24 protein-coding genes are annotated in these 16994 nt (G+C 71.4%); 5 read left to right on the top strand and 19 right to left on the bottom strand.

The genetic code is table 11. The annotated features are described in order from the left end of the window. Positions 1–22: 22 nt before the first annotated feature. From AOK03_RS13450 to AOK03_RS13410, 10 genes are all read right to left on the bottom strand, one after another. On the bottom strand, positions 23–442 hold the full coding sequence (locus tag AOK03_RS13450) for a DUF7144 family membrane protein (protein WP_055565466.1): 420 nt from the start codon (positions 440–442) through the stop codon (positions 23–25). 179 nt (positions 443–621) lie between these two features. Continuing rightward, positions 622–876 carry a hypothetical protein gene (locus tag AOK03_RS13445; protein ID WP_055565465.1) on the bottom strand — a complete coding sequence of 85 codons (255 nt, stop codon included), beginning with the start codon at positions 874–876 and terminating at the stop codon, positions 622–624. Beyond that, positions 863–1090, bottom strand: coding sequence for a hypothetical protein (locus AOK03_RS13440; protein ID WP_055565464.1), 228 nt, complete (start codon positions 1088–1090; stop codon positions 863–865). Before AOK03_RS13440 ends, AOK03_RS13445 begins: the two co-directional genes overlap by 14 nt. A 43-nt stretch (positions 1091–1133) precedes the next feature. After that, positions 1134–1988, bottom strand: a complete 855-nt coding sequence (locus tag AOK03_RS13435) for a peptidoglycan-binding protein (RefSeq protein ID WP_055565463.1) — start codon at positions 1986–1988, stop codon at positions 1134–1136. A gap of 25 nt (positions 1989–2013) precedes the next feature. Then, positions 2014–2649, bottom strand: coding sequence for a hypothetical protein (locus AOK03_RS13430; RefSeq protein WP_055565462.1), 636 nt, complete (start codon positions 2647–2649; stop codon positions 2014–2016). Between the two features lie 50 nt (positions 2650–2699). After that, the gene (locus tag AOK03_RS42530; protein ID WP_157868939.1) at positions 2700–2873 is read right to left on the bottom strand and encodes a hypothetical protein; all 174 of its coding nucleotides are present in this window, start codon (positions 2871–2873) and stop codon (positions 2700–2702) included. Next, complete coding sequence (locus AOK03_RS13425) at positions 2870–5245, bottom strand: hypothetical protein (RefSeq protein WP_055565461.1); 2376 nt, start codon at positions 5243–5245, stop codon at positions 2870–2872. Before AOK03_RS13425 ends, AOK03_RS42530 begins: the two co-directional genes overlap by 4 nt. Further along, positions 5232–6050 (bottom strand): hypothetical protein, encoded by an 819-nt coding sequence (locus tag AOK03_RS13420; protein WP_055565460.1) that lies wholly within the window; start codon positions 6048–6050, stop codon positions 5232–5234. Before AOK03_RS13420 ends, AOK03_RS13425 begins: the two co-directional genes overlap by 14 nt. Before the next feature lie 39 nt (positions 6051–6089). After that, a complete protein-coding gene (locus AOK03_RS13415; protein ID WP_055565459.1) occupies positions 6090–7202 on the bottom strand; it encodes a hypothetical protein in 1113 nt (370 codons plus the stop codon). A gap of 41 nt (positions 7203–7243) precedes the next feature. Beyond that, positions 7244–7798, bottom strand: a complete 555-nt coding sequence (locus AOK03_RS13410; RefSeq protein ID WP_055565458.1) for a hypothetical protein — start codon at positions 7796–7798, stop codon at positions 7244–7246. Between the two features lie 27 nt (positions 7799–7825). Here AOK03_RS13410 and AOK03_RS42525 point away from each other — a divergent pair, with 27 nt between their 5' ends. After that, positions 7826–8404: a hypothetical protein gene (locus tag AOK03_RS42525; RefSeq protein WP_157868938.1), complete on the top strand. Its 579-nt coding sequence runs from the start codon at positions 7826–7828 to the stop codon at positions 8402–8404. A gap of 14 nt (positions 8405–8418) precedes the next feature. Here AOK03_RS42525 and AOK03_RS13400 read toward each other — a convergent pair whose 3' ends face one another. The 7 genes from AOK03_RS13400 to AOK03_RS40805 form a co-directional block, all read right to left on the bottom strand. Next, positions 8419–8817, bottom strand: a complete 399-nt coding sequence (locus AOK03_RS13400; RefSeq protein ID WP_244177599.1) for a hypothetical protein — start codon at positions 8815–8817, stop codon at positions 8419–8421. Between the two features lie 8 nt (positions 8818–8825). After that, positions 8826–9116 (bottom strand): hypothetical protein, encoded by a 291-nt coding sequence (locus AOK03_RS13395; protein ID WP_055565456.1) that lies wholly within the window; start codon positions 9114–9116, stop codon positions 8826–8828. A gap of 121 nt (positions 9117–9237) precedes the next feature. Beyond that, a complete protein-coding gene (locus AOK03_RS13390) occupies positions 9238–9846 on the bottom strand; it encodes a phage tail tube protein (RefSeq protein WP_055565455.1) in 609 nt (202 codons plus the stop codon). A 103-nt stretch (positions 9847–9949) separates the two neighbouring features. Further along, positions 9950–10351 (bottom strand): hypothetical protein, encoded by a 402-nt coding sequence (locus AOK03_RS13385; RefSeq protein ID WP_055565454.1) that lies wholly within the window; start codon positions 10349–10351, stop codon positions 9950–9952. 245 nt (positions 10352–10596) lie between these two features. Then, positions 10597–10779 carry a helix-turn-helix domain-containing protein gene (locus tag AOK03_RS13380; protein ID WP_107097993.1) on the bottom strand — a complete coding sequence of 61 codons (183 nt, stop codon included), beginning with the start codon at positions 10777–10779 and terminating at the stop codon, positions 10597–10599. A gap of 20 nt (positions 10780–10799) precedes the next feature. Continuing rightward, complete coding sequence (locus tag AOK03_RS13375) at positions 10800–11315, bottom strand: hypothetical protein (protein ID WP_055565453.1); 516 nt, start codon at positions 11313–11315, stop codon at positions 10800–10802. Beyond that, entirely contained in the window at positions 11315–11635 is a 321-nt protein-coding gene (locus tag AOK03_RS40805) for a WhiB family transcriptional regulator (protein ID WP_107097992.1), read from the bottom strand. The genes AOK03_RS13375 and AOK03_RS40805 overlap by 1 nt, the downstream gene beginning before the upstream one ends. Before the next feature lie 405 nt (positions 11636–12040). Here AOK03_RS40805 and AOK03_RS13370 point away from each other — a divergent pair, with 405 nt between their 5' ends. From AOK03_RS13370 to AOK03_RS13355, 4 genes are all read left to right on the top strand, one after another. After that, complete coding sequence (locus AOK03_RS13370; protein ID WP_055565485.1) at positions 12041–12397, top strand: transcriptional regulator; 357 nt, start codon at positions 12041–12043, stop codon at positions 12395–12397. 54 nt (positions 12398–12451) lie between these two features. After that, positions 12452–12943, top strand: a complete 492-nt coding sequence (locus AOK03_RS13365; RefSeq protein ID WP_055565452.1) for a hypothetical protein — start codon at positions 12452–12454, stop codon at positions 12941–12943. A gap of 207 nt (positions 12944–13150) precedes the next feature. Beyond that, positions 13151–13885, top strand: a complete 735-nt coding sequence (locus AOK03_RS13360) for a hypothetical protein (RefSeq protein WP_055565451.1) — start codon at positions 13151–13153, stop codon at positions 13883–13885. After that, positions 13821–14567 carry an ankyrin repeat domain-containing protein gene (locus AOK03_RS13355; RefSeq protein WP_055565450.1) on the top strand — a complete coding sequence of 249 codons (747 nt, stop codon included), beginning with the start codon at positions 13821–13823 and terminating at the stop codon, positions 14565–14567. The genes AOK03_RS13360 and AOK03_RS13355 overlap by 65 nt, the downstream gene beginning before the upstream one ends. 22 nt (positions 14568–14589) lie before the next feature. Here the strand turns inward: AOK03_RS13355 and AOK03_RS13350 are convergent, their stop codons facing one another. Both AOK03_RS13350 and AOK03_RS13345 read right to left on the bottom strand, forming a co-directional pair. After that, positions 14590–15147, bottom strand: coding sequence for a GNAT family N-acetyltransferase (locus AOK03_RS13350; protein ID WP_055565449.1), 558 nt, complete (start codon positions 15145–15147; stop codon positions 14590–14592). A gap of 93 nt (positions 15148–15240) precedes the next feature. Beyond that, positions 15241–16842 (bottom strand): ABC-F family ATP-binding cassette domain-containing protein, encoded by a 1602-nt coding sequence (locus tag AOK03_RS13345; RefSeq protein WP_055565448.1) that lies wholly within the window; start codon positions 16840–16842, stop codon positions 15241–15243. Positions 16843–16994: the final 152 nt, after the last annotated feature.

The raw sequence follows: 16994 nt of genomic DNA, 5'->3' as shown, positions 1-16994 counted from the left end.
TCCCGCGGCTCCCGGCCGTCGCCTAGACGTCTTCGCGGCGCACCACGCAAAGCCCCCAGATGATGAAGCCGTTCACGGCGATCAGGGTCAGGGACCAGAAGGGGTAGTACGGGATCGACAGGAAGTTGGCGATCATCAGCAGCCCGGCGATGATGATGCCGAGCACCCGGGCCCACGCCATCGCCTGGAACAGACCGGCGCTGACCCCGATCGCGACGACACCGAGGACCAGGTGGATCCAGCCCCAGGACGTCAGGTCGAACTGGAATACGTAGTCGCGCGTCGTGAGGAACACATCGTCCTCAAGGATGGCCATCAGGCCGCGGATGAATCCCAGGATGCCGGCGATCATCAGCATCACGGCCGCGAAGACGGTCAGCCCGGCGGCGGCCGCCTGCGCAGTGCTGCCCGAACGGTGGTGCACAGGGGTCGAGGTGGCCATGACAGGACCTCCAAGCTCAGGGAGAGTGCCGGTTGCACCGTTGTGCTTCGAGTTTTCCCCCTGGCCGGAGCGCTGGTGGTCACCCTCCGGGGGTGATAGCGGAGCCGCGTGTCCCGGTCCGCCACAGCGGAAGAGGGCCCCGGCCGCCGAGGCGGCCGAGGCCCTCTTGGTTCAACGCCTCACCTGCCCCCCGCCTGCCACAGGGTGACGGCCAGGGCGGTGCAGGAGGTGATCGCCGCCAGGGAGGGCAGGGGCCAGCGGCTGCGTTCCAGGGCGTCGAGGCGGTCCTCGTGCTCGGAGAGGGTCTTGTCGGTCTGGTCGGCGCGCTGGAGCAGGAGGGCGAGATCGCCCCGTGTGGTGGCGAAACCGACGTCCACGGAGCGGCGCAGCCGCTCCAACTCCAGGGGGATGCTCCCCGTGTCAGCTCCCGCCATCGTCCGCCCCCTTCCGCCGCAGCCACGGGGGCAGCAGCGCCTCCACGGCCGGTACGGCCATCAGGCGGCTCAGTGCCGTCGCGAACCCCACGAGGCCCGCGAGCACCGGGATGTCGGCGATCCCCGGGGCGGCCGCGAGCAGCGGCACGGCGGCGATCAGGGTGAACAGCGCCTGTACGGCGGTGCGCAGGCCTCTGCGCGTGGCATCGGTCATGGTCGTCCTCCCAGGACTCGGGACCGGGACTCGGGACTCGCCGTCAGGACCGCGGCACGCGCAGCCGGTCCCAGCTGGCCCGCCCCGGTATCCCGTCCGCGTCGGCGCCCCGGTAGCCGAGCTTGTGCTGCCAGGCGGCGTACGAGGCACGGTCGGCCTCGCTCCACACCGGCCCGGGGCCGACGGCGTACCGTCCGCAGCCCTCCTCGACCAGGCGGCGTCCGACCGCCGTGAACATCCCGGCCCGCCGCCCGATCGCGAAGTACGCGGCACCGGGGAACGCTTCGTACGCGGTGTGGTCGTCGCCCGGCGCGTCGGAGCCGAGGCGTGCCGCGACCCGGCCGCGCATCACCGGCATCGAGAAGGTCGGGTCGATCTTGCGCCGGGTCCACTCCTTGTGGCCGATGACGCTCGCCCCCGACCAGCCGTGCGCCCGGCACAGGGCCGCCGACAGGCGCTCCACCGTGGCGAGCTGGGCGGCGGGGAAGGGGTCGCTGCCGTTGCCGAGGTTCTCGATCTCGAAGCCGTAGAAACGGGCGTTGCCGTCCACGGCGTCGGGACCCGGCCGGGACGGCAGCACCTTGGACGCGCGGACCGCGTCGAGCACCGCCGTCGAGCCGTTGCCCGCGTGGTTGGTGCGGCCGTATCCGACGAGGTGGAGCGTGCCGTCCTTGGTGATCAGGCCGATGCAGAGCGGGCCCGGCAGGTCGGGGGTGCCGCGGCGGCACAGCGCGAGACTGTCGCGGCCGGCGGTGTGGTGCAGCATGACGCCGTGCACCGGTCCCCAGGATCCCTTGTGATTGCGGTTGTGCGTCCTCCAGTTGCCGTGCTCTCTCATGCGGACGCCCTCGCCGCGCAGGGCGCGGACGAGGGCGTCGGGGGACAGAGGTGTGGCCATGGGGGCCTCCTCGGTGCGTCGGATCTCAGATCATGTGGGTGATGGTGAGGAAGCGGTTGGCGAAGGCCGTCGAGGTGGCGGTCGTCCGGAAGGCGCCGGTCACCGTGTGGGCGGCGCCCGGGGTGAGCCCGGTGAGCGGGAACACGCTGCTCGCCGAGGTCGAGGTCGTGCCGCCCACGACGGCCGCACGGGTGTCGGCGGCGGCGCTGACCACCCTGGTGCCCTGCTTCACGGAGGCCGAGAAGTACGCCGTGCCCGCCGCGCTGTTGTTCACCCGGGCGCCGACCATCAGGAGCGAGGTGCCGGACGGCGGGGCGATGAACGTGACGGCGAAGGGCTCGGTGGCGCCGGTCAGCGTCTCCACGTACGAGGACGATCCCGTCGTACCGCTCAGGGAGCTGAACCAGGCGATCGGGCCGGGGGCCATCGGGGTCCACTGCTTGGCGGCGGTGAAGTAGTAGTGGTGTCCCGGGTTGTTGAGCCAGGCGATCATGCCCGGTATCGGGTCGGTCACCTTCGCGTCGCGGGCCGCCGCGTCGGCGAACCGCAGCACGGTGCGGCCGTCGACGGCCTCGGCGAGGGACTGCAGGTGGACGGGGATGTCGGCGTTGTCGGCGGGCTGCGGGTAGGGCAGGCTGCCGAGCGGGGTGAGTGCGACCATGGGAGCGAGTCCTCCTGGGAATGGGACGGAAGTGGTGGGGCGGCCGCGGATCAGCCGTCCAGGGGCAGCGGAAGCATCTGGCTCGGGTCGGGCCCTTCGTCGTCCGCCGCCACGAGGGGATCGTCGATCTGGATGGGTCCCGGCGGCGGCTCGTAGCCCTGGACGGCAGCCTCGTAGCCGTCGGCGGGCGGCTCCTCTTCCTTCATGCCGGCCTCCCGGTTCATGCCGTGGCTCCCGGTGTCTCCAGGATCGTTCGGTAGGTGATCGCCTGCGTCGTGAGGGCGCCGAGCGTCGCGTACTGCGCGGCGAGCCGCTGGTACGTGCGCTGCTGTCCGTAGGCGGGGTCGACCGGGGCGTCGGGGGCGAGCCCGGCGTCGGCGGGCACGCCGTTGAAGGCGGTCCCGCGCAGCGTGAGCGTCTGCTCCGGCGCGCTGCCGGCCGCGTGCGTGGTGCGGATGCCCACCACCCAGGCGAACGTGTCGAGTTCGGCTCCCGCGGTGTCGACCACCCTGACCACGTCGCCGAGCTGGATGCGCGGATCGTGCAGGACCTCGACGTCGCCGAGGAGCGGCACGGGATAGCGGCCCGCGTTGATCATGGCCTTCGTGAGGGCGACAGCGGCCTCGGCCGTCTGCACCCAGTCGGCGGAGGGCGCCGTGTACTGCTGCTTGCCGTAGTACCTCTGGCTGGTCGAGTTCATCAACGCGTACGTGCGCAGCTTCGGGTCGGCCGAGCGCTTGAGCGGCTGGAGCCGCACGGAGGGCTTGCCATCCTTCGTCACCGTCCACACGCTGGCCGCACTGTGGTTGGCGAACCGCACGTAGTACGTCGGCCCGTCCCGCCAACAGCCCACCGTGACATCGCCCTTGACCGACACTCCACCGGTCTTGGCGCTGCCGAAGCGCACCTGGTGCCCCTTGCCGACGACGGTGTCGTCCAGGACCACGGGCGGACCGACTTCGGTGTCGTCCTCGGCCATGGCGTACTGCACGACGATCGCCGAGTTCGGCTTGATCTCCCGTACCACCGTGTCCTCGATCGGCTCGCCGGGCACCGCCTTGATGCCGTTCCAGTCCTGGTAGGGCTGCTCGCAGTAGTTGCGGCAGGCGTCGATCTCCTCGGTGACGGTGAGCGAGGAGATGTCCCGGCGGGTGGTGACGGTCAGGTCGGGGACCGCGGGCACCTTGGCGAACCGCGAGGGACCCCGCCAGCGGAAGACGCCCTGCTCGTCGAATTCGGCGGTGGACATGCTGGCCCGCGCGATCTCGGTGATCGCGTCCCACTGGGAGCCGGACACCTTCGGGATGTCGAAGAGCGGCAGTTCGGGGGTGTCGAGGACGGCACCCTTGGTCCACTGACCCCGCTGCTCCCACTCCTCCCACGGATAGGAACCGGTGTCCGTCCACACCCGGTCGGTGACCTGGAGGCACTCGACGGCCATGTCGGTCTTCAGGTCGATCTGCTGCAGCTCCGAGACCGGCTGCCAGGCGATCTCCTTGTCGAAGGTGACCTTCACACCCACCCGGTTCCTGCCGTCGGGCTGGGTGAGGCGGGGCTGCACGCTCGGCGCGACGACCGAGCCGGTCGAGGACGTGTCCACCGTGAAGCCGAGGTGCCAGACCCCCCGCAGGGAGGCCAGCGTGTCGATGGTCCAGGGGTTCAGCGTCTGCTCGCCGACACCGTTGGTTCCGGCCGTGGTGTACACCTTGCCGGCGGCGATGTCGAAGGAGATCTTGATGTACCCGGTCCGCGTGCCGTTCTGGTCGAACACCGCCGACATCTCGATCGTGTTGCCGCGCGCCATCGCCGTATTGACCCAGCACTCCACCTGGAAGACCTTGCCCGGCAGGGCGAACCGCGAGCGCGGCATCCAGGAGGCGGTCAGCCCGGCCGCCTTCGGCATGAGGGCCATCTCGAAGGGCGCGCCCTCACGGATCCAGTCGTACGTCGACGGGCTCGGCACGTCCTCGGGCTGGCCGTGCGTCGCGTTGAAGCCGCCGTGCAACGAGGCGTAGAGCGCGGTGAACGGCTTCGTGTCGGTCGGATCGACCGCCGGGGCGCGCGGCGGCGGACAGCTGTGGATGCCGCCCTGGCGCAGGAGTTCGTCGACGCACCAGGTCGCGGTGGCGACCGGGCGCCCCCAGTAGTAGCCGTGGTACGGCCTGGGCAGCGAGGCAGGTCCCCGCAGCCGCTCCGCGCCGTCCAGGGCCTGCACGGTGACGGTGTCGCTGCCGGAGGCCGCGGTCCGGGAGCGGACGGTGCCGCGGAAGGCGGGCACGGTGCGGCCGGCGGCGCCCGCCGTGTGGACGACGGACTGGCCGGGGCGTACGAGGTCGCCCGTGAGGCGGTCCGCCCACGCCGAGTAGAGCCGCGGGGCGGGGACGCCCTCCGCGCCGCCGAGCAGCAGCTCCAGCTGGGCCGACGCGCTGCCGGAGACGGCCCTCATCGCCTCGGGGAGGTCCGTCGCGTACGCCCGCTCGACCTTCCACGACTGGACCTGCGGGCCGACCTCCTTGCCGCCGAGGCGGGTGGAGTGGGACGGCACGCGCTCGGGTGCGCTCAGGGCCCGGTCGAGTGCCTCGTCAGAGCGCTGCATCGCGGACCTCCACGAGGTCGATGCTGACGTTGCGGTACGGGAGGCGGGCCGACGGGACGTCGGTGTACGCGGTGACGACCATGGCCGGGCAGCCGTCGCCGAGGACGTGCGCGACCGGCTCCTCTTCGAGGGTGAGGCAGCCGCCCGCGAGCCCGAACAGGCCGACGGCGCCGGGCCGTCCGACGGGCGTGACGAAGGCCGCCCCCGCGGGGGCGGTGGCGGTGACGGAGCTCCCGGCGGCGGGGCTGGTGCTGAGGTAGCTGCCGTCCCCGGCCTTCCAGTCCAGCTGGGCGGTGGCGGTGGCCGGGTCCCAGCCCGCCGGGAGCAGCCACGACACCCGCATGCCCGGCTGCACCGGCCACCCGGACCAGACCCCGTGGATCCACCCGACGGCGGCGGCCGCGTCCCGGCAGTCGACGGTGGTGATGCCGTCGGCGCCGCGGGCGAGCGCGATGTCGCCGTTCATGGTGAACCAGTGGTCCCAGCCGCCGGGAATGTCCGACTGCCCGGCCGCCTGATAGGGGTCGAGCAGGTTGACGGAGGCGGGGTCGAGGACGACGAGGGGGCCGCGTCCGGCGCCCACGCGGCGGGCGAGCTGCGCGAGGTGCTGGGCGTCCGCGGGCTCCAGCCACTCGAAGGAGAGCTTGAGGCGGCGGGCGGTGCGGGTGGGCGCGAAGGTCGTGACGCGCCCTTCGAGCGCCTTGAACTCGGTGACGTTGAGCTCGGCGGTGCGGTCCCAGCTCTTCGCCGCCTGACGGATTTCGCGGAGCCGGCCGGGGGCTCCGATCCACAGGTTCCTGGCCATGAACTCCTCCTGTTCTGTTGTGGCTCGAAAGAGCGGGGGCTAGCGCCGCGCCAGGGCGCGCCGGCCCGCGAAGACGGCGCGGGCGATGGTCTGCGAGTCGACGTCGACGTGCACGGGCCGGGCGGCGAGGCGCTCCACGGCCTCGGCGAGACGGCGCAGGGCGACGGCGTTGCCGCCGCCGTTGCTGATCATCCGCTCCAGCCTGGAGAGCGGGATGACGGCCTCGCTCTCGCCCGCCTCGCCGACGAGCGCGAGCGTGCCGCCGTTGCGGGCCTGGACGATGCCGCCCTGGGCGAGGTGCGGGACGGGCACGTGGAGCCGCGGGAACCCGAAGGACTTGCCGCCCCACTTGGGCACCCAGCCGGGGATGGAGATCTTGATCCCGGCGAGGACGCCGAACACGCCGTTCAGGGCGGTCGCGAGCCCCTTGATCGGCGTCAGGATCAGATTGCCCAACCCCTTGACCAGCGGCTTGATGAAGTCGACGGCCGCGCGGGTGCCGGTCTTGATGCCCTTCCAGGCGGCGTTCATGCCGCGCTTCAGGGCGGCGGTGACCTTGTCCATCTTCACGAACTGGGCGATCAGCGGGGCGGCGAGCGTCATGATCAGCCCGAACGGGCTGCCCGCCATGGCGAGGTTGAGCCCCTTCTGCGCGGCGCTCGCCCCCTTGAGCCCCTTCCCCAGCTTGCCCATGGACTTGCCGCCCTTGTCGGCGTTCTTGCCCGCCTTGCCGACGGACTTGTCCACGGCGTCGGCCTGCCGCTTCACATCACGCAGGGCGGTCTTGGCCTTGTTCGCGGCGCCACGGAGCTTGTCCAGCGAACTCTTGAACTTGTCGGACCCCTTGCGGGCCTTGCCGAGGGATCCGTCGGCGGAACGGAGCCCGGAGTGCAGCTGCTTGACCGCGCTGCTGCCGCTGTTGGCGGACGTACGCAGCTTGCCCACGGCGGTGGCGGCGGAGCCGGTGGACTTGCCGAGCTTGCCCACGGCGGTGGCGGCGGACCCGGTGGGCCGCCCCAGCTTGTTCACGGACCCCGCGGCGGAGCCGGTGGACTTCCCCAACTTGCCTACCTGGGTGGCGGCCTGGCCCGCTGCGCTGCGCATGCGGCCGAGTTGGGTGGCCGCGGTTCCTATGGATTTGTTCAGTGCCATGAGTTCCTACTCCTCAGGAATTCCACTCCTCGCTCACCGCGTCAGAAGCGGGAATTGAGCCGGGCGATCTCGCGCTCGAGCTGCTGCACGTTGGCGCCGGCCCGGGTCGCCTCCCGGCCCAGCGCCCTGACTTGACTGTCCCGGAGCCCTTCGAGCTGACGGTTCTGCTGGCTGCTGGTCTGCCGGAGCGCGGAGAGGTCGGCCTTGCGGTTGATCTTGCGGTTGAGTTCGCGGGAGAGTTCGGTGATGCGCTGGTCCGCACGGTCAGCTTTGGTCGATGCCTCGTCGGCTTTCTGCTTTGCCTCGGCACCAGCGCGCTTGAGTGCGACGGGATCCTGCCCCTCACGCTCAAGTCGCTTCTTCTCGAGATGGGAGAGCAGGTCCCATTCGAAATTCAGCAGCTTCGCGCCGCCAGAAATAAGAGTTGCCTCACCCGACACACCTGTGAGGGAGCCGGAGGCGCCCGTCGCCGTGCCCGCCGCACCGACCGTCTCCCCCTTGGCCCAGCCGTGCTCGAACTTTGTCGTGAACTCCTGGATCTGCCCCTCCAGGTCTGCGACTCTCTCCTTGAGTGGCTTTACAGAACCATCACTCATGATGCTTACCTCCCGAAAGGCTGTTAAATGTCCGGATCGACTTCAGGGCTCTTTTCCGGCCGCGGCAAGTCGGAATTCGACGTCCCGCCCGCACTGACCGGGCGTCCCCTGCTCGCGGAGGCATGGGGCAGGCGCCTCGGCAGGTCGTTCGACGTCGAAGGTGAACGCACGGTGGGGAACGTGGTCCGCTGGGAATACATCGGCGGTTCCGGGTGGGGTGCGGGAAGATCCCACATCGTGATTCCTCCGCATTACTCCCGGCTCGCCATTACCAAGGGCGTTCACAAACCGAAGCGTTGGAACGTATTTATCGGCGAACTGTCGACGGCCCCCGCGATAGAGGCCGAGAACGCGGGAACGAACTCCCGCGTCTACGCCCACCACGGGGACGAGACCGAAGCGAAGGTCGACTTTGAAGGGCACGGAGCCGTTTGGTTCTACAGCTTTCAGTGGGAAAACGGGCGTGAACTCATTTCACATACCGATGCGTTCCGCGGAGCCATCACCATCCCGGGCCCCGGGCTCGTCGCCGTGGGCGCCGCTCACCTGGGTGAGCCGGGGTGGGGCACACTGCCGCCCTGGAAGATGACTCTGCGCACGGCGTGACCGCCCGTTTCCCGTCAGGAGAAGAAGGCGGCCAGCTGGACGGCCGTCGGGTTCAGGTCGACAGGGGCAGGGGGTTGTTCGTCCCCGGCGTCCAGGAGAGAGTCCGCACCCGGCCGCGCCAACGGCGTCGGCGGGTCCAGCGGATCCGCGTCCTCGTCCTGGTTGACCGTGGCGAACATCCAGTTCGCCTGGGCCAGTTGGTCCACCGCGTGGGCGAGCAGGTAATCCCCGACCGACCAGTCCGCCGCCTCACCCTCGGTCTCCCGCGCCACCGCCCCGTCCCGCGGCAAGTGACGGATCAGGACCGCGAGGCGGCGGGAGGAGAGGCGGCCGCGGTGCCAGTCCAGGAGGTCGAGGCCGTAGAAGCGGAGCAGGTCGGCCTCCAGAGCCTCGGCGTGTTCGTCGACGAACACGCCGAGGCTCAGCCTTCCCCCAGGCCGAGCCCGGTCTCCTTGCCGTACGCCTCCAGGATCGCCGCGATGTCCTGCATCGTGACCTCGTGCCGCTCGAAGCGGGCGAACTGCGCTTCCCCGAGGAGGAGTTCGAGCAGCCCGTCCACATCGTTGTCGTCGAGGTCGCGCAGTTTGCGCGCGGTGGCGCGGGTCAGCTCGGTCGGCAGCTCGAAGCTGTCGGAGTCGAGCTCGAAGGTCCACGCGCGGCCGAGCGCTTCGAGGCGCTGGGCGCGGGCGGCATTGACGTTGAAGCCGGACACGGGTCTCTCCTTCGGCAAGGCGACGCCCGGCCGTGCTGGGGGCACGGGCCGGGCGTCGCTGGGATCCTATGAGGTCACGCGCAAGCGCAACCGGTGATTTCGCGCAATCAATCAGTAGGGCTTACGAGTAGGACGTGGCCAGTTCCTTGATGCGGAAGCTGGCCAGCGGCGCGCTGTCGCTCTTGGCGAGCGCCGTGAACGTCACGCCCAGCTTCACCGCACCGGTCCGGGTCAGACCGATCTCCTCGGTCTCGGTGACCTGTCCGCGCGGCACGACGAACCGGTAGATCGACGCGCCGTCGGTGAACTCGATGCCCAGCGCCCGCTCGTCCGCCACCGGGGAGTTGGCGAGGTCGTACGTGAACTCCTTCAGCTCGGGGTCCACCTGGGCGTCGAGCCCCGCCGGCGGGGTGGCCGCCGCCTTCACCGCGCCGCCGCCCATGAAGAAGGCCAGGGTCGCCTTGTTCAGCTGCAGCAGCTGGAACTTCACCGTGAGGTCACGGTCGGAGTAGATGAACCGCGCCGGGCTCACCGACTGCCAGGTGTCGACCGGGTCGATCTTGTCCTTCTTGTTGAACTTGATGCCGTCGGTCGTGGTGTAACCGAGGTCGGTCCACTTCGCCTTGTCCCACTCGGTGCCGATGGTGGCCGGGGCCTCGGTGTCGACGGGCGCGATCAGAACGCGTCCGGTACCGGCGACGCGGATTTCCTTGCCGTTGTTGCCTGCCATGCGTACTCCTCAGATCTCGGTCGGTACGGCTGATACGACGAAGGCCCCGCCGGGTCGGCAGGGCCTGTGGTTCTGGTGCGGCGTGCGGGGAGGCACGAGGTGCTCACTCGGGGCGGATCGAGATCCGCACCGTCGACAGGTACCGGTTGCCCGCCGGCCGGTTGTAGTCGGGCAGCCAGCGCGGCCCGTCCGCCTCGGCGACGTCGGTGACGACGGCCCCGCCGTACGAGGTGCCGGCCAGTTCGAGCACACAGGCACGGGCGGCGAGGGAGATGCCGTGCGCGGTGGACTTGTCCGGGCCGTAGACCTCGAGGTCGAGCAGCGGCTGGTCGAGATGCCGGTCGTCGACCCACGCGCCGCCGACGCGGGAGACGAGGACGGCCTTCTGGGTGCCGTCGAACCCGGCGGGCGGCCTGTTGTCGACGACCGAACCGGCGAGCTCCGCACGGTTCTTGAGGAAGTCGACGACGAGCCGTTCCGCGTCGGGAAAGGTCAGGATGGACACATGGACACTCCCTGTCAGTCAGAAGGGACATGAGTGAGGGCAACACGAAGCGGCAGGTCCGCCGCCCCGGTGCGGGGCGCAGCTCTGCCGCTGCTTCAAGTGTGATCCAGGGCCCCGGATCCCGCAACTGAGTGCGGAACAGCCTCTGTTGAGGCGTACGGGAACACGCGAAGGGCCCCGCACCACCCGGTGCGGGGCCCTTCTCCGTACGAGCGACGTACGGGCGCCGTACGACCGCCGTACGACTACGTGCGCGCCCCTCGTACCAGCCGCTCGGCCGCGAACACGTCCTCCAGCCGGTACATCGAGCGCCGCCCCTGCCGCCCCGCGGCCTTCAGATGGCCGAGCTGCACCCACTTGCGGATGGTCGCGGGCGAGACGTCGGCCTCGGTGGCGGCGAGGTCTCCCGAGATCAGCGGTGTGTTCATGAGTGTCTTCATGGCTGTGTTCACGCCGCCTCCTCGTCGAGTACGTGCCGACAGGGCGGGTTCACGCACATCGCGACCCCTCGTTCGGGAAACGCCCGCAGCGAGACCGAGTCGCAGGCCGGGCAGCGCCCCGGAAGCCGCACCAGCTGCTCGGGGTCCCCGAGGGCGCGGGCGCAGCGGTGCGCCATCCGGCGGGTCTCCTCCTCGACGTGGGCCGCGAGATCGGGCATCTCCCGCAGTGCGTCGAGGAGTTCGGCGAGGCGGCCGAGGCGGACGGGCACGGGGGCGGCGGAGATGCGGCGCAGGCCGAGCCGGTCCCGTACGGCCTCCTCCAGCTCGACCACGCCGTCGCCGATGTCGCGCAGGGCGTCGGAGACGTAGAGGCGTACGGGCGCGCGGGCGGCGGCGGCCGGGCCGCCGCCCCGCACCTCGCGGAACGTCCGTCCCGTGCCGGGCGCCAGCTCCTCCAGGAGCAAGGGGTACCGGCGCCGCAGCGAATCGATCCACAGGGCCGCACGCTCGACCGCACCGCTCATCACGACCTCCCCTTGGCCGACTTGCGCGGCTTGACCTCACGGCCGTTGCGCCAGAGGCGTCCTCCGCTGACCCCGTCGAACCAGGTGTGCGAGGGATCGACGATGGCTTCGCACTCGCGCCGGATCGGACACTGATTGCAGGCGCGCAATACCGGCGCCGCCTCGGCGGGGGTCCGAGTGAAGACGTACTGCTGGGGGAGATCCGCGCAGGCGGCGTTCCTACGCCAGTCGAGAGCTTCGTCCGGACGGGGCCCGGAGACTTGTGTGCCAGTGAACGCACTGTTCAGAGCAGGTGCGAGCAGAACTGTCCGATTGAGCATGCGCAACCCCTCCGCAGGTATGCGAACATAAGTTCGAACACGTCGATGCGTGATCAGAGTTCCACGCTGCGTGCGCATGCGCAACTAAAAACAGAGAGGCGTGAGGTCGGAAGGGACGTAAGGGGTGGCTGGAAACAACCGCCGCGACAGGCCTGTCGGGCGCTCGGGCGCCCGCCTGCGCGGGATCTTCACAACAACGTGCGAGCGCGCACATATTTCGGTGCGCGCACGATCGGTACCCTCGCTCTGCGACGAGGGGAGAACGACGACATGGTGTCCAGCCCGCGGGCCAGCGCCCGCAGCGAACAGGGGTACCGACCCGGGAGCGACCACGAGCAGGTCCGGGAGGGTGGCCGAAACCGAGCGGACGAACTGGAGGAGTTCGCCGAGTGGATCGAGGGCGTGATGCGCGAGCGCGGCTACGACATCGACAGCCCGCGCGGCGGCGGCAAGTCGAAGCTCGCCGATGACGCGGGCGTGCACCGGGCCGCCGTCAGCCGCCTCATCCAGCGGCAGAGCATGCCCGATCTGGAGACGATGCGGCGTCTCGCCGCGGTGCTCGGCGTCCCGCTGCGGGACATGCTGATCCGCTCCGGCCGACTGTCCGAGAACGACCTGCCGATCGCGGCGGGGCGAGGCGGGGAGACCGATGCCCCCCGACTGCTGAGCCCCGAGGAAGCGGCCCGGAGAATGGGGGTGCCCCCAGAACTGCAGGCGGTCTTCGTGAGGGTCACGAAGGCGTTCCTGCCGCAGGTCGAGTAGTCGAACAGCTGGGGGCCGACTTACGCAGCCCGGGGGCACAGAGGGAGTGCGAACATGCCGACTGACGAAGCGGAGGGACCGTCCGGAGGCGCACGGCGTCGCGGCGCGGGACGCCATGACGTCGAGAGCGGGACGAGGGCGTCGGAAGAGCTGGCCCACCTCGTCGGCGGGCTGCTGATCGAACTCGGCTCGAAGATCCAGGAAGCGGGCATCGACGGCGTCCGGATCCTCACCGAGGAGGAGGCGCAGCAGACCCAACTGCGCTGGTTCCGCGAGGGCTGGGCGGAACACGCCCGCGCCACGGAGCACGCCCGCACGTCCGACGCCGATCCCGACCCGGGTCCCGGGCCCGGCACACCGGCGGGCCACGTGGACGTGGAGCCGCCGTCCGCGAGGCTGCTCCGGTTCCCCTCGGACGCGCCACGAGGCACGCACCCGCTCCCGATCGTGGGCACGGACGAGGCCCGCGGAACAAGGGACTTGATGGCGCACCGGCCGCGCCGACGGCGGGACGACGGCCCGAAGCGCCCCGGACCCGACGAATAGACCGGATCCCCATGGACGGGATCCCATGGACCGGATCCCATGGACCGGATCTCCTCCGCCGCACCGCCCCCACCTGTCACGTATCCTCCGCATTCGCCCGTCCGGGCGAAGAAGCAGAAGAAGGATGGACAGCTGGTGTCACTGGGGTCACTGGTGTCGCGCCCGGCCAGGTGGTGCCGGAATGCCGTGCTCCATGAGTGGCGGAACGTGGTCGCGGGCCCGTGCCGCAAGCTCTGGGAGCGCGGTCCCCTGGGGGTCTCGCTGGCCGTCCTCGCCACCGTCGCCGTGATCGGCCTGCACGAGTTCCAGCAGACGGCCGCCGGTGCGGGCGTGGTGCGGGTGATCAGTGAGGTGCGGGCCGACCAGCCCCTCTGGCTGTCCCTGCTGCGCACGCCCGTCTCGGTGTTCGTGCCCGCCGTGGACCTCCCGGCCTGGGGCGGCCTGCCCCGCCTGTTCCTGGCGTTCGCACTCGCCGAGCTCGCCTTCGGACGCGTACGCACGTTGGTGGTGGCGTACGCCGTCACGCTCGCCGGAACCCTCGGGGCACGCGTCATGATCGCGCTCGGCCCCGACCGCCTCGGTCTCCCCGCGGAGGCCGCGCACACGGTGGACACGGGGGCCTCGGCGGCGATCGTCGGCCTCTTCGCCTACACGGCCGTGGCCCTGCGGGCGCCGCTGCTCTTCCTCGCCGCGGTCGTCCCGACGGTGGCCGGGTCGATCGCCGAGCCGAACCTCGCGGGCCGCGAGCACCTGGTCGCCGTGGCCGTGGCGATGATCCTCGCCGTCGTCCTGCACGGACGGGCGGGCGCGGCACACCACGGCCCGCCGTGTCAGTGGCCGCTGACAGAATCGGACGGAGTCGATCAGGAGGTCGGGCATGACGGTTCTCGACGCGGGCGACCCACTGGCCGTCGCGGTGACCGGAGCGATCCGGACCGGTGACGTCCCGGCGCTGCGCAAGCTGCTCGACGCGCACCCCGGGCTCGCCGCCGCGGGCATCGAGCGACGGGGCGAGGCGGCGGGGACGCGCAGCCTGCTCCACATCGCCACGGACTGGCCCGGCCACTTCCCCGCCGGGCCCGAGGTCATCGCGGTCCTGGTCGCGGCCGGCGCCGACCCCGACGCCCGCTTCGTCGGCGCGCACCACGAGACTCCGCTGCACTGGGCCGCGAGCAACGACGACGTCGCGGCGCTGGACGCGCTGATCGCGGCCGGTGCGGACATCGAGGCGACCGGGGCGGTCATCGGGGGCGGCACACCCCTGGCGGACGCGCGCGGCTTCGGGCAGTGGCGGGCGGCCCGGCGGCTCCTCGCACACGGTGCGCGGACGACCTTGCAGGACGCGGCGACGCTGGGGCTCCTGGACCGGGTCGCGTCGCTGGTCGAGGGCGGCGCGGCGGGGACGGACGCGCCGGACGCCGCCGACATCACCAGCGCCTTCTGGGGCGCGTGCCACGGCGGACAGCGGGCGACCGCCCGCCTCCTCCTGGAGCGCGGCGCCGACCTCGACTGGATCGGGTACGACGACATGACGCCGCTGGACATCGCCGTCGAGGCCGGAGCCGATGACGTCGCGGCCTGGCTGCGCACCCAGGGCGCAAGAACCCGCCGGGAGTTGACGTGACCACCGACGTGCCGTCGATCTGCTACTCGGCAGGGGCGGCGTAACAGTGCAGGGCGACCCGCTGCCCCGGCTCCCACTCCTGCTCGACGACGGCCAGCAACTGCCACCCCATGCGTTCGTAGAGCGCGGCCGCCGAGCTGTCGGTGGACACCACGTCCAGCACCGGATGCAGTCCGCGCGCCCGCGCCTCCCGCACGGCCCGCCCCATCAGCAGGGCACCGATCCCATGGCCGCGGGCGTCCGGCGCGACGAAGAGGCGGCTCACCACCGCCGTCGCGTCGGCTCCATCGGCCCCCGCCCGCTCGCCCCAGAGCGCGGGCGCCTCGTCCCCGGCCCCGGGCCGGGACAGCCCCACGTGCCCGACGACCCGCCCGTCGAGCTCGGCCACCCAGGCCCCGAAGGCGTCGTCGCCTTCCAGCCAGCCGCCGGGCTCCGACGGCCAGTTGACCGGATAGCCGTCGGATTTGTGGACGGCGGCGAGCACACCGACGCAGGCCTCGAGGTCACGCTGGCCGGAACGTTCCCGCAAGCGCAGGACGGGGTGGCCGTCTGCCGCGTCGGCGGCCCGGTCTCGTCTCATCGCAGCATCGAATCACAGCGGCCGACCGCGTACGTCCCGCACGCCCAAGTAGACACTCCGACAACAGCGTTACCGGCTCGACCGCCCCGCCCGTCAGGCGAGCGCGACGAGCTCCCGATAGCCGGAGCTCCACAGATCCTCCTCCCCGTCCGGGAGCAGCAGCACCCGGTCCGGCCGCAGGGCATCGATGGCGCCCTCGTCGTGCGTGACCATCACGATGGCTCCGGGATACGTCCCCACAGCGCCCAGGACCTCACCCCTGGACGCCGGATCGAGGTTGTTGGTGGGCTCGTCGAGGAGCAGGACGTTCGCACCGGAGTGGACGAGCCCGGCCAGGGCGAGCCGCGTCTTCTCGCCGCCCGAGAGGACCGAGGCGGGCTTGTCCGCGTCGTCGCCGCCGAACAGGAACGACCCGAGCACGCGCCGCACCTCGCCGTCGGTCAGGTGCGGGGCGGCAGCCGCGAGGTTCTCCCGGACGGTCCGCGCACCGTCCAGGGTGTCGTGCTCCTGCGCGAAGTACCCGAGCCGCAACCCGCTCCCGGCGACCACCCGTCCCCCATCGGGGAGTTCACGCCCGGCGAGCAGCCGCAGCAGCGTCGTCTTCCCGGCCCCGTTGAGTCCGAGGACGACGAGCCGGCTCCCCCGGTCGACGGCCAGATCGACACCGTCGAGCACGCGATGGGATCCGTACGCCTTGGTCAGCCGGACCGCGCCGAGCGGCATGCGGCCGCACGGCACGGGCTCGGGCAGCCGGATCCGCGCCACCTTCTCGCCCCGCCGCACCGGCTCCGTCCCGGCGAGCATGCGCTCGGCACGCCGGTCCATGTTCTTCGCGGCGGTGGCGGTGGCGACGTGGGAGCGCATCTTGTCGGCCTGGGCGCGCAGCGAGGCGGCCTTGCGCTCGGCGTTGGCGCGCTCACGGGTACGCCGCCGCTCGTCGGCGGCGCGCTGGGCGCGGTAGGCCTGCCAGCCGGTGTTGTGGACGTCGATGGCGGCACGCGGCGCATCGACGTGCAGGACACGGTTGACCGTGTCGGCAAGCAGCCCGACATCATGGCTGATCAGCACGACGCCACCCGGATACCCGGCCAGGTAGGCGCGCAGCCAGGCCACGGAGTCGGCGTCCAGGTGGTTGGTCGGCTCGTCGAGGAGCACGGTGTCGTGCCGCGCGAACAGGATCCGCGCGAGCTCGACGCGACGTCGCTGGCCGCCCGACAGCTCACCGACGGGCCGGTCCATCACCCGCTCGGGCAGCCCGAGCCCGGCGGCGACACGGGCGGCCTCCGCCTCCGCGGCATACCCGCCGCTCGCCTGGAACCGGTCCTCCGCGCGGGCATAGGCGGCCATGGCCCGCTCCTGCGCGGCCGTTCCCACGGCGTCCGCCATGGCGCCCTCGGCGGTACGCAACGCGGCGACGGCCTCGTCCAGCCCGCGCGCGGACAGGATGCGATCGGTGACGGTGACGGCGGGATCGGCGGCGCCGGGATCCTGGGCGAGATACCCGACGGAGCCCGTCCGGCTGACGTCGCCGTCGGCCGGGACGTCCCGGCCCGCGAGGATCTTCATGAGACTGGTCTTGCCCGCGCCGTTGCGCCCGACCAGGCCGACGCGGTCGCCGGGGGCGATGTGGAAGGAGACTCCGGACAGCAGAAGGCGGGCACCGACGCGCACGTCGACACCTCGAAGGGTGATCATGGGGTAACGCTCCGCACTGGCGAGTGGACACACGGGTGACGTGAAGGCGTGTGTCCTGGCTAGGAAATGCGAGGCGTAGACATCCCCCGAGGCTAACGCCGCGGACCGCCCCCGCGCACCCGATTTCCCGGCCGCGCCCTGCCCCTACTTCC

Origin of the sequence: Streptomyces atriruber (assembly GCF_001418325.1) — a bacterium.
Classification (GTDB): domain Bacteria; phylum Actinomycetota; class Actinomycetes; order Streptomycetales; family Streptomycetaceae; genus Streptomyces; species Streptomyces atriruber.
Note: the sequence above shows the minus strand (reverse complement) of the source record. Positions and strands in the feature narration are given on the sequence as shown.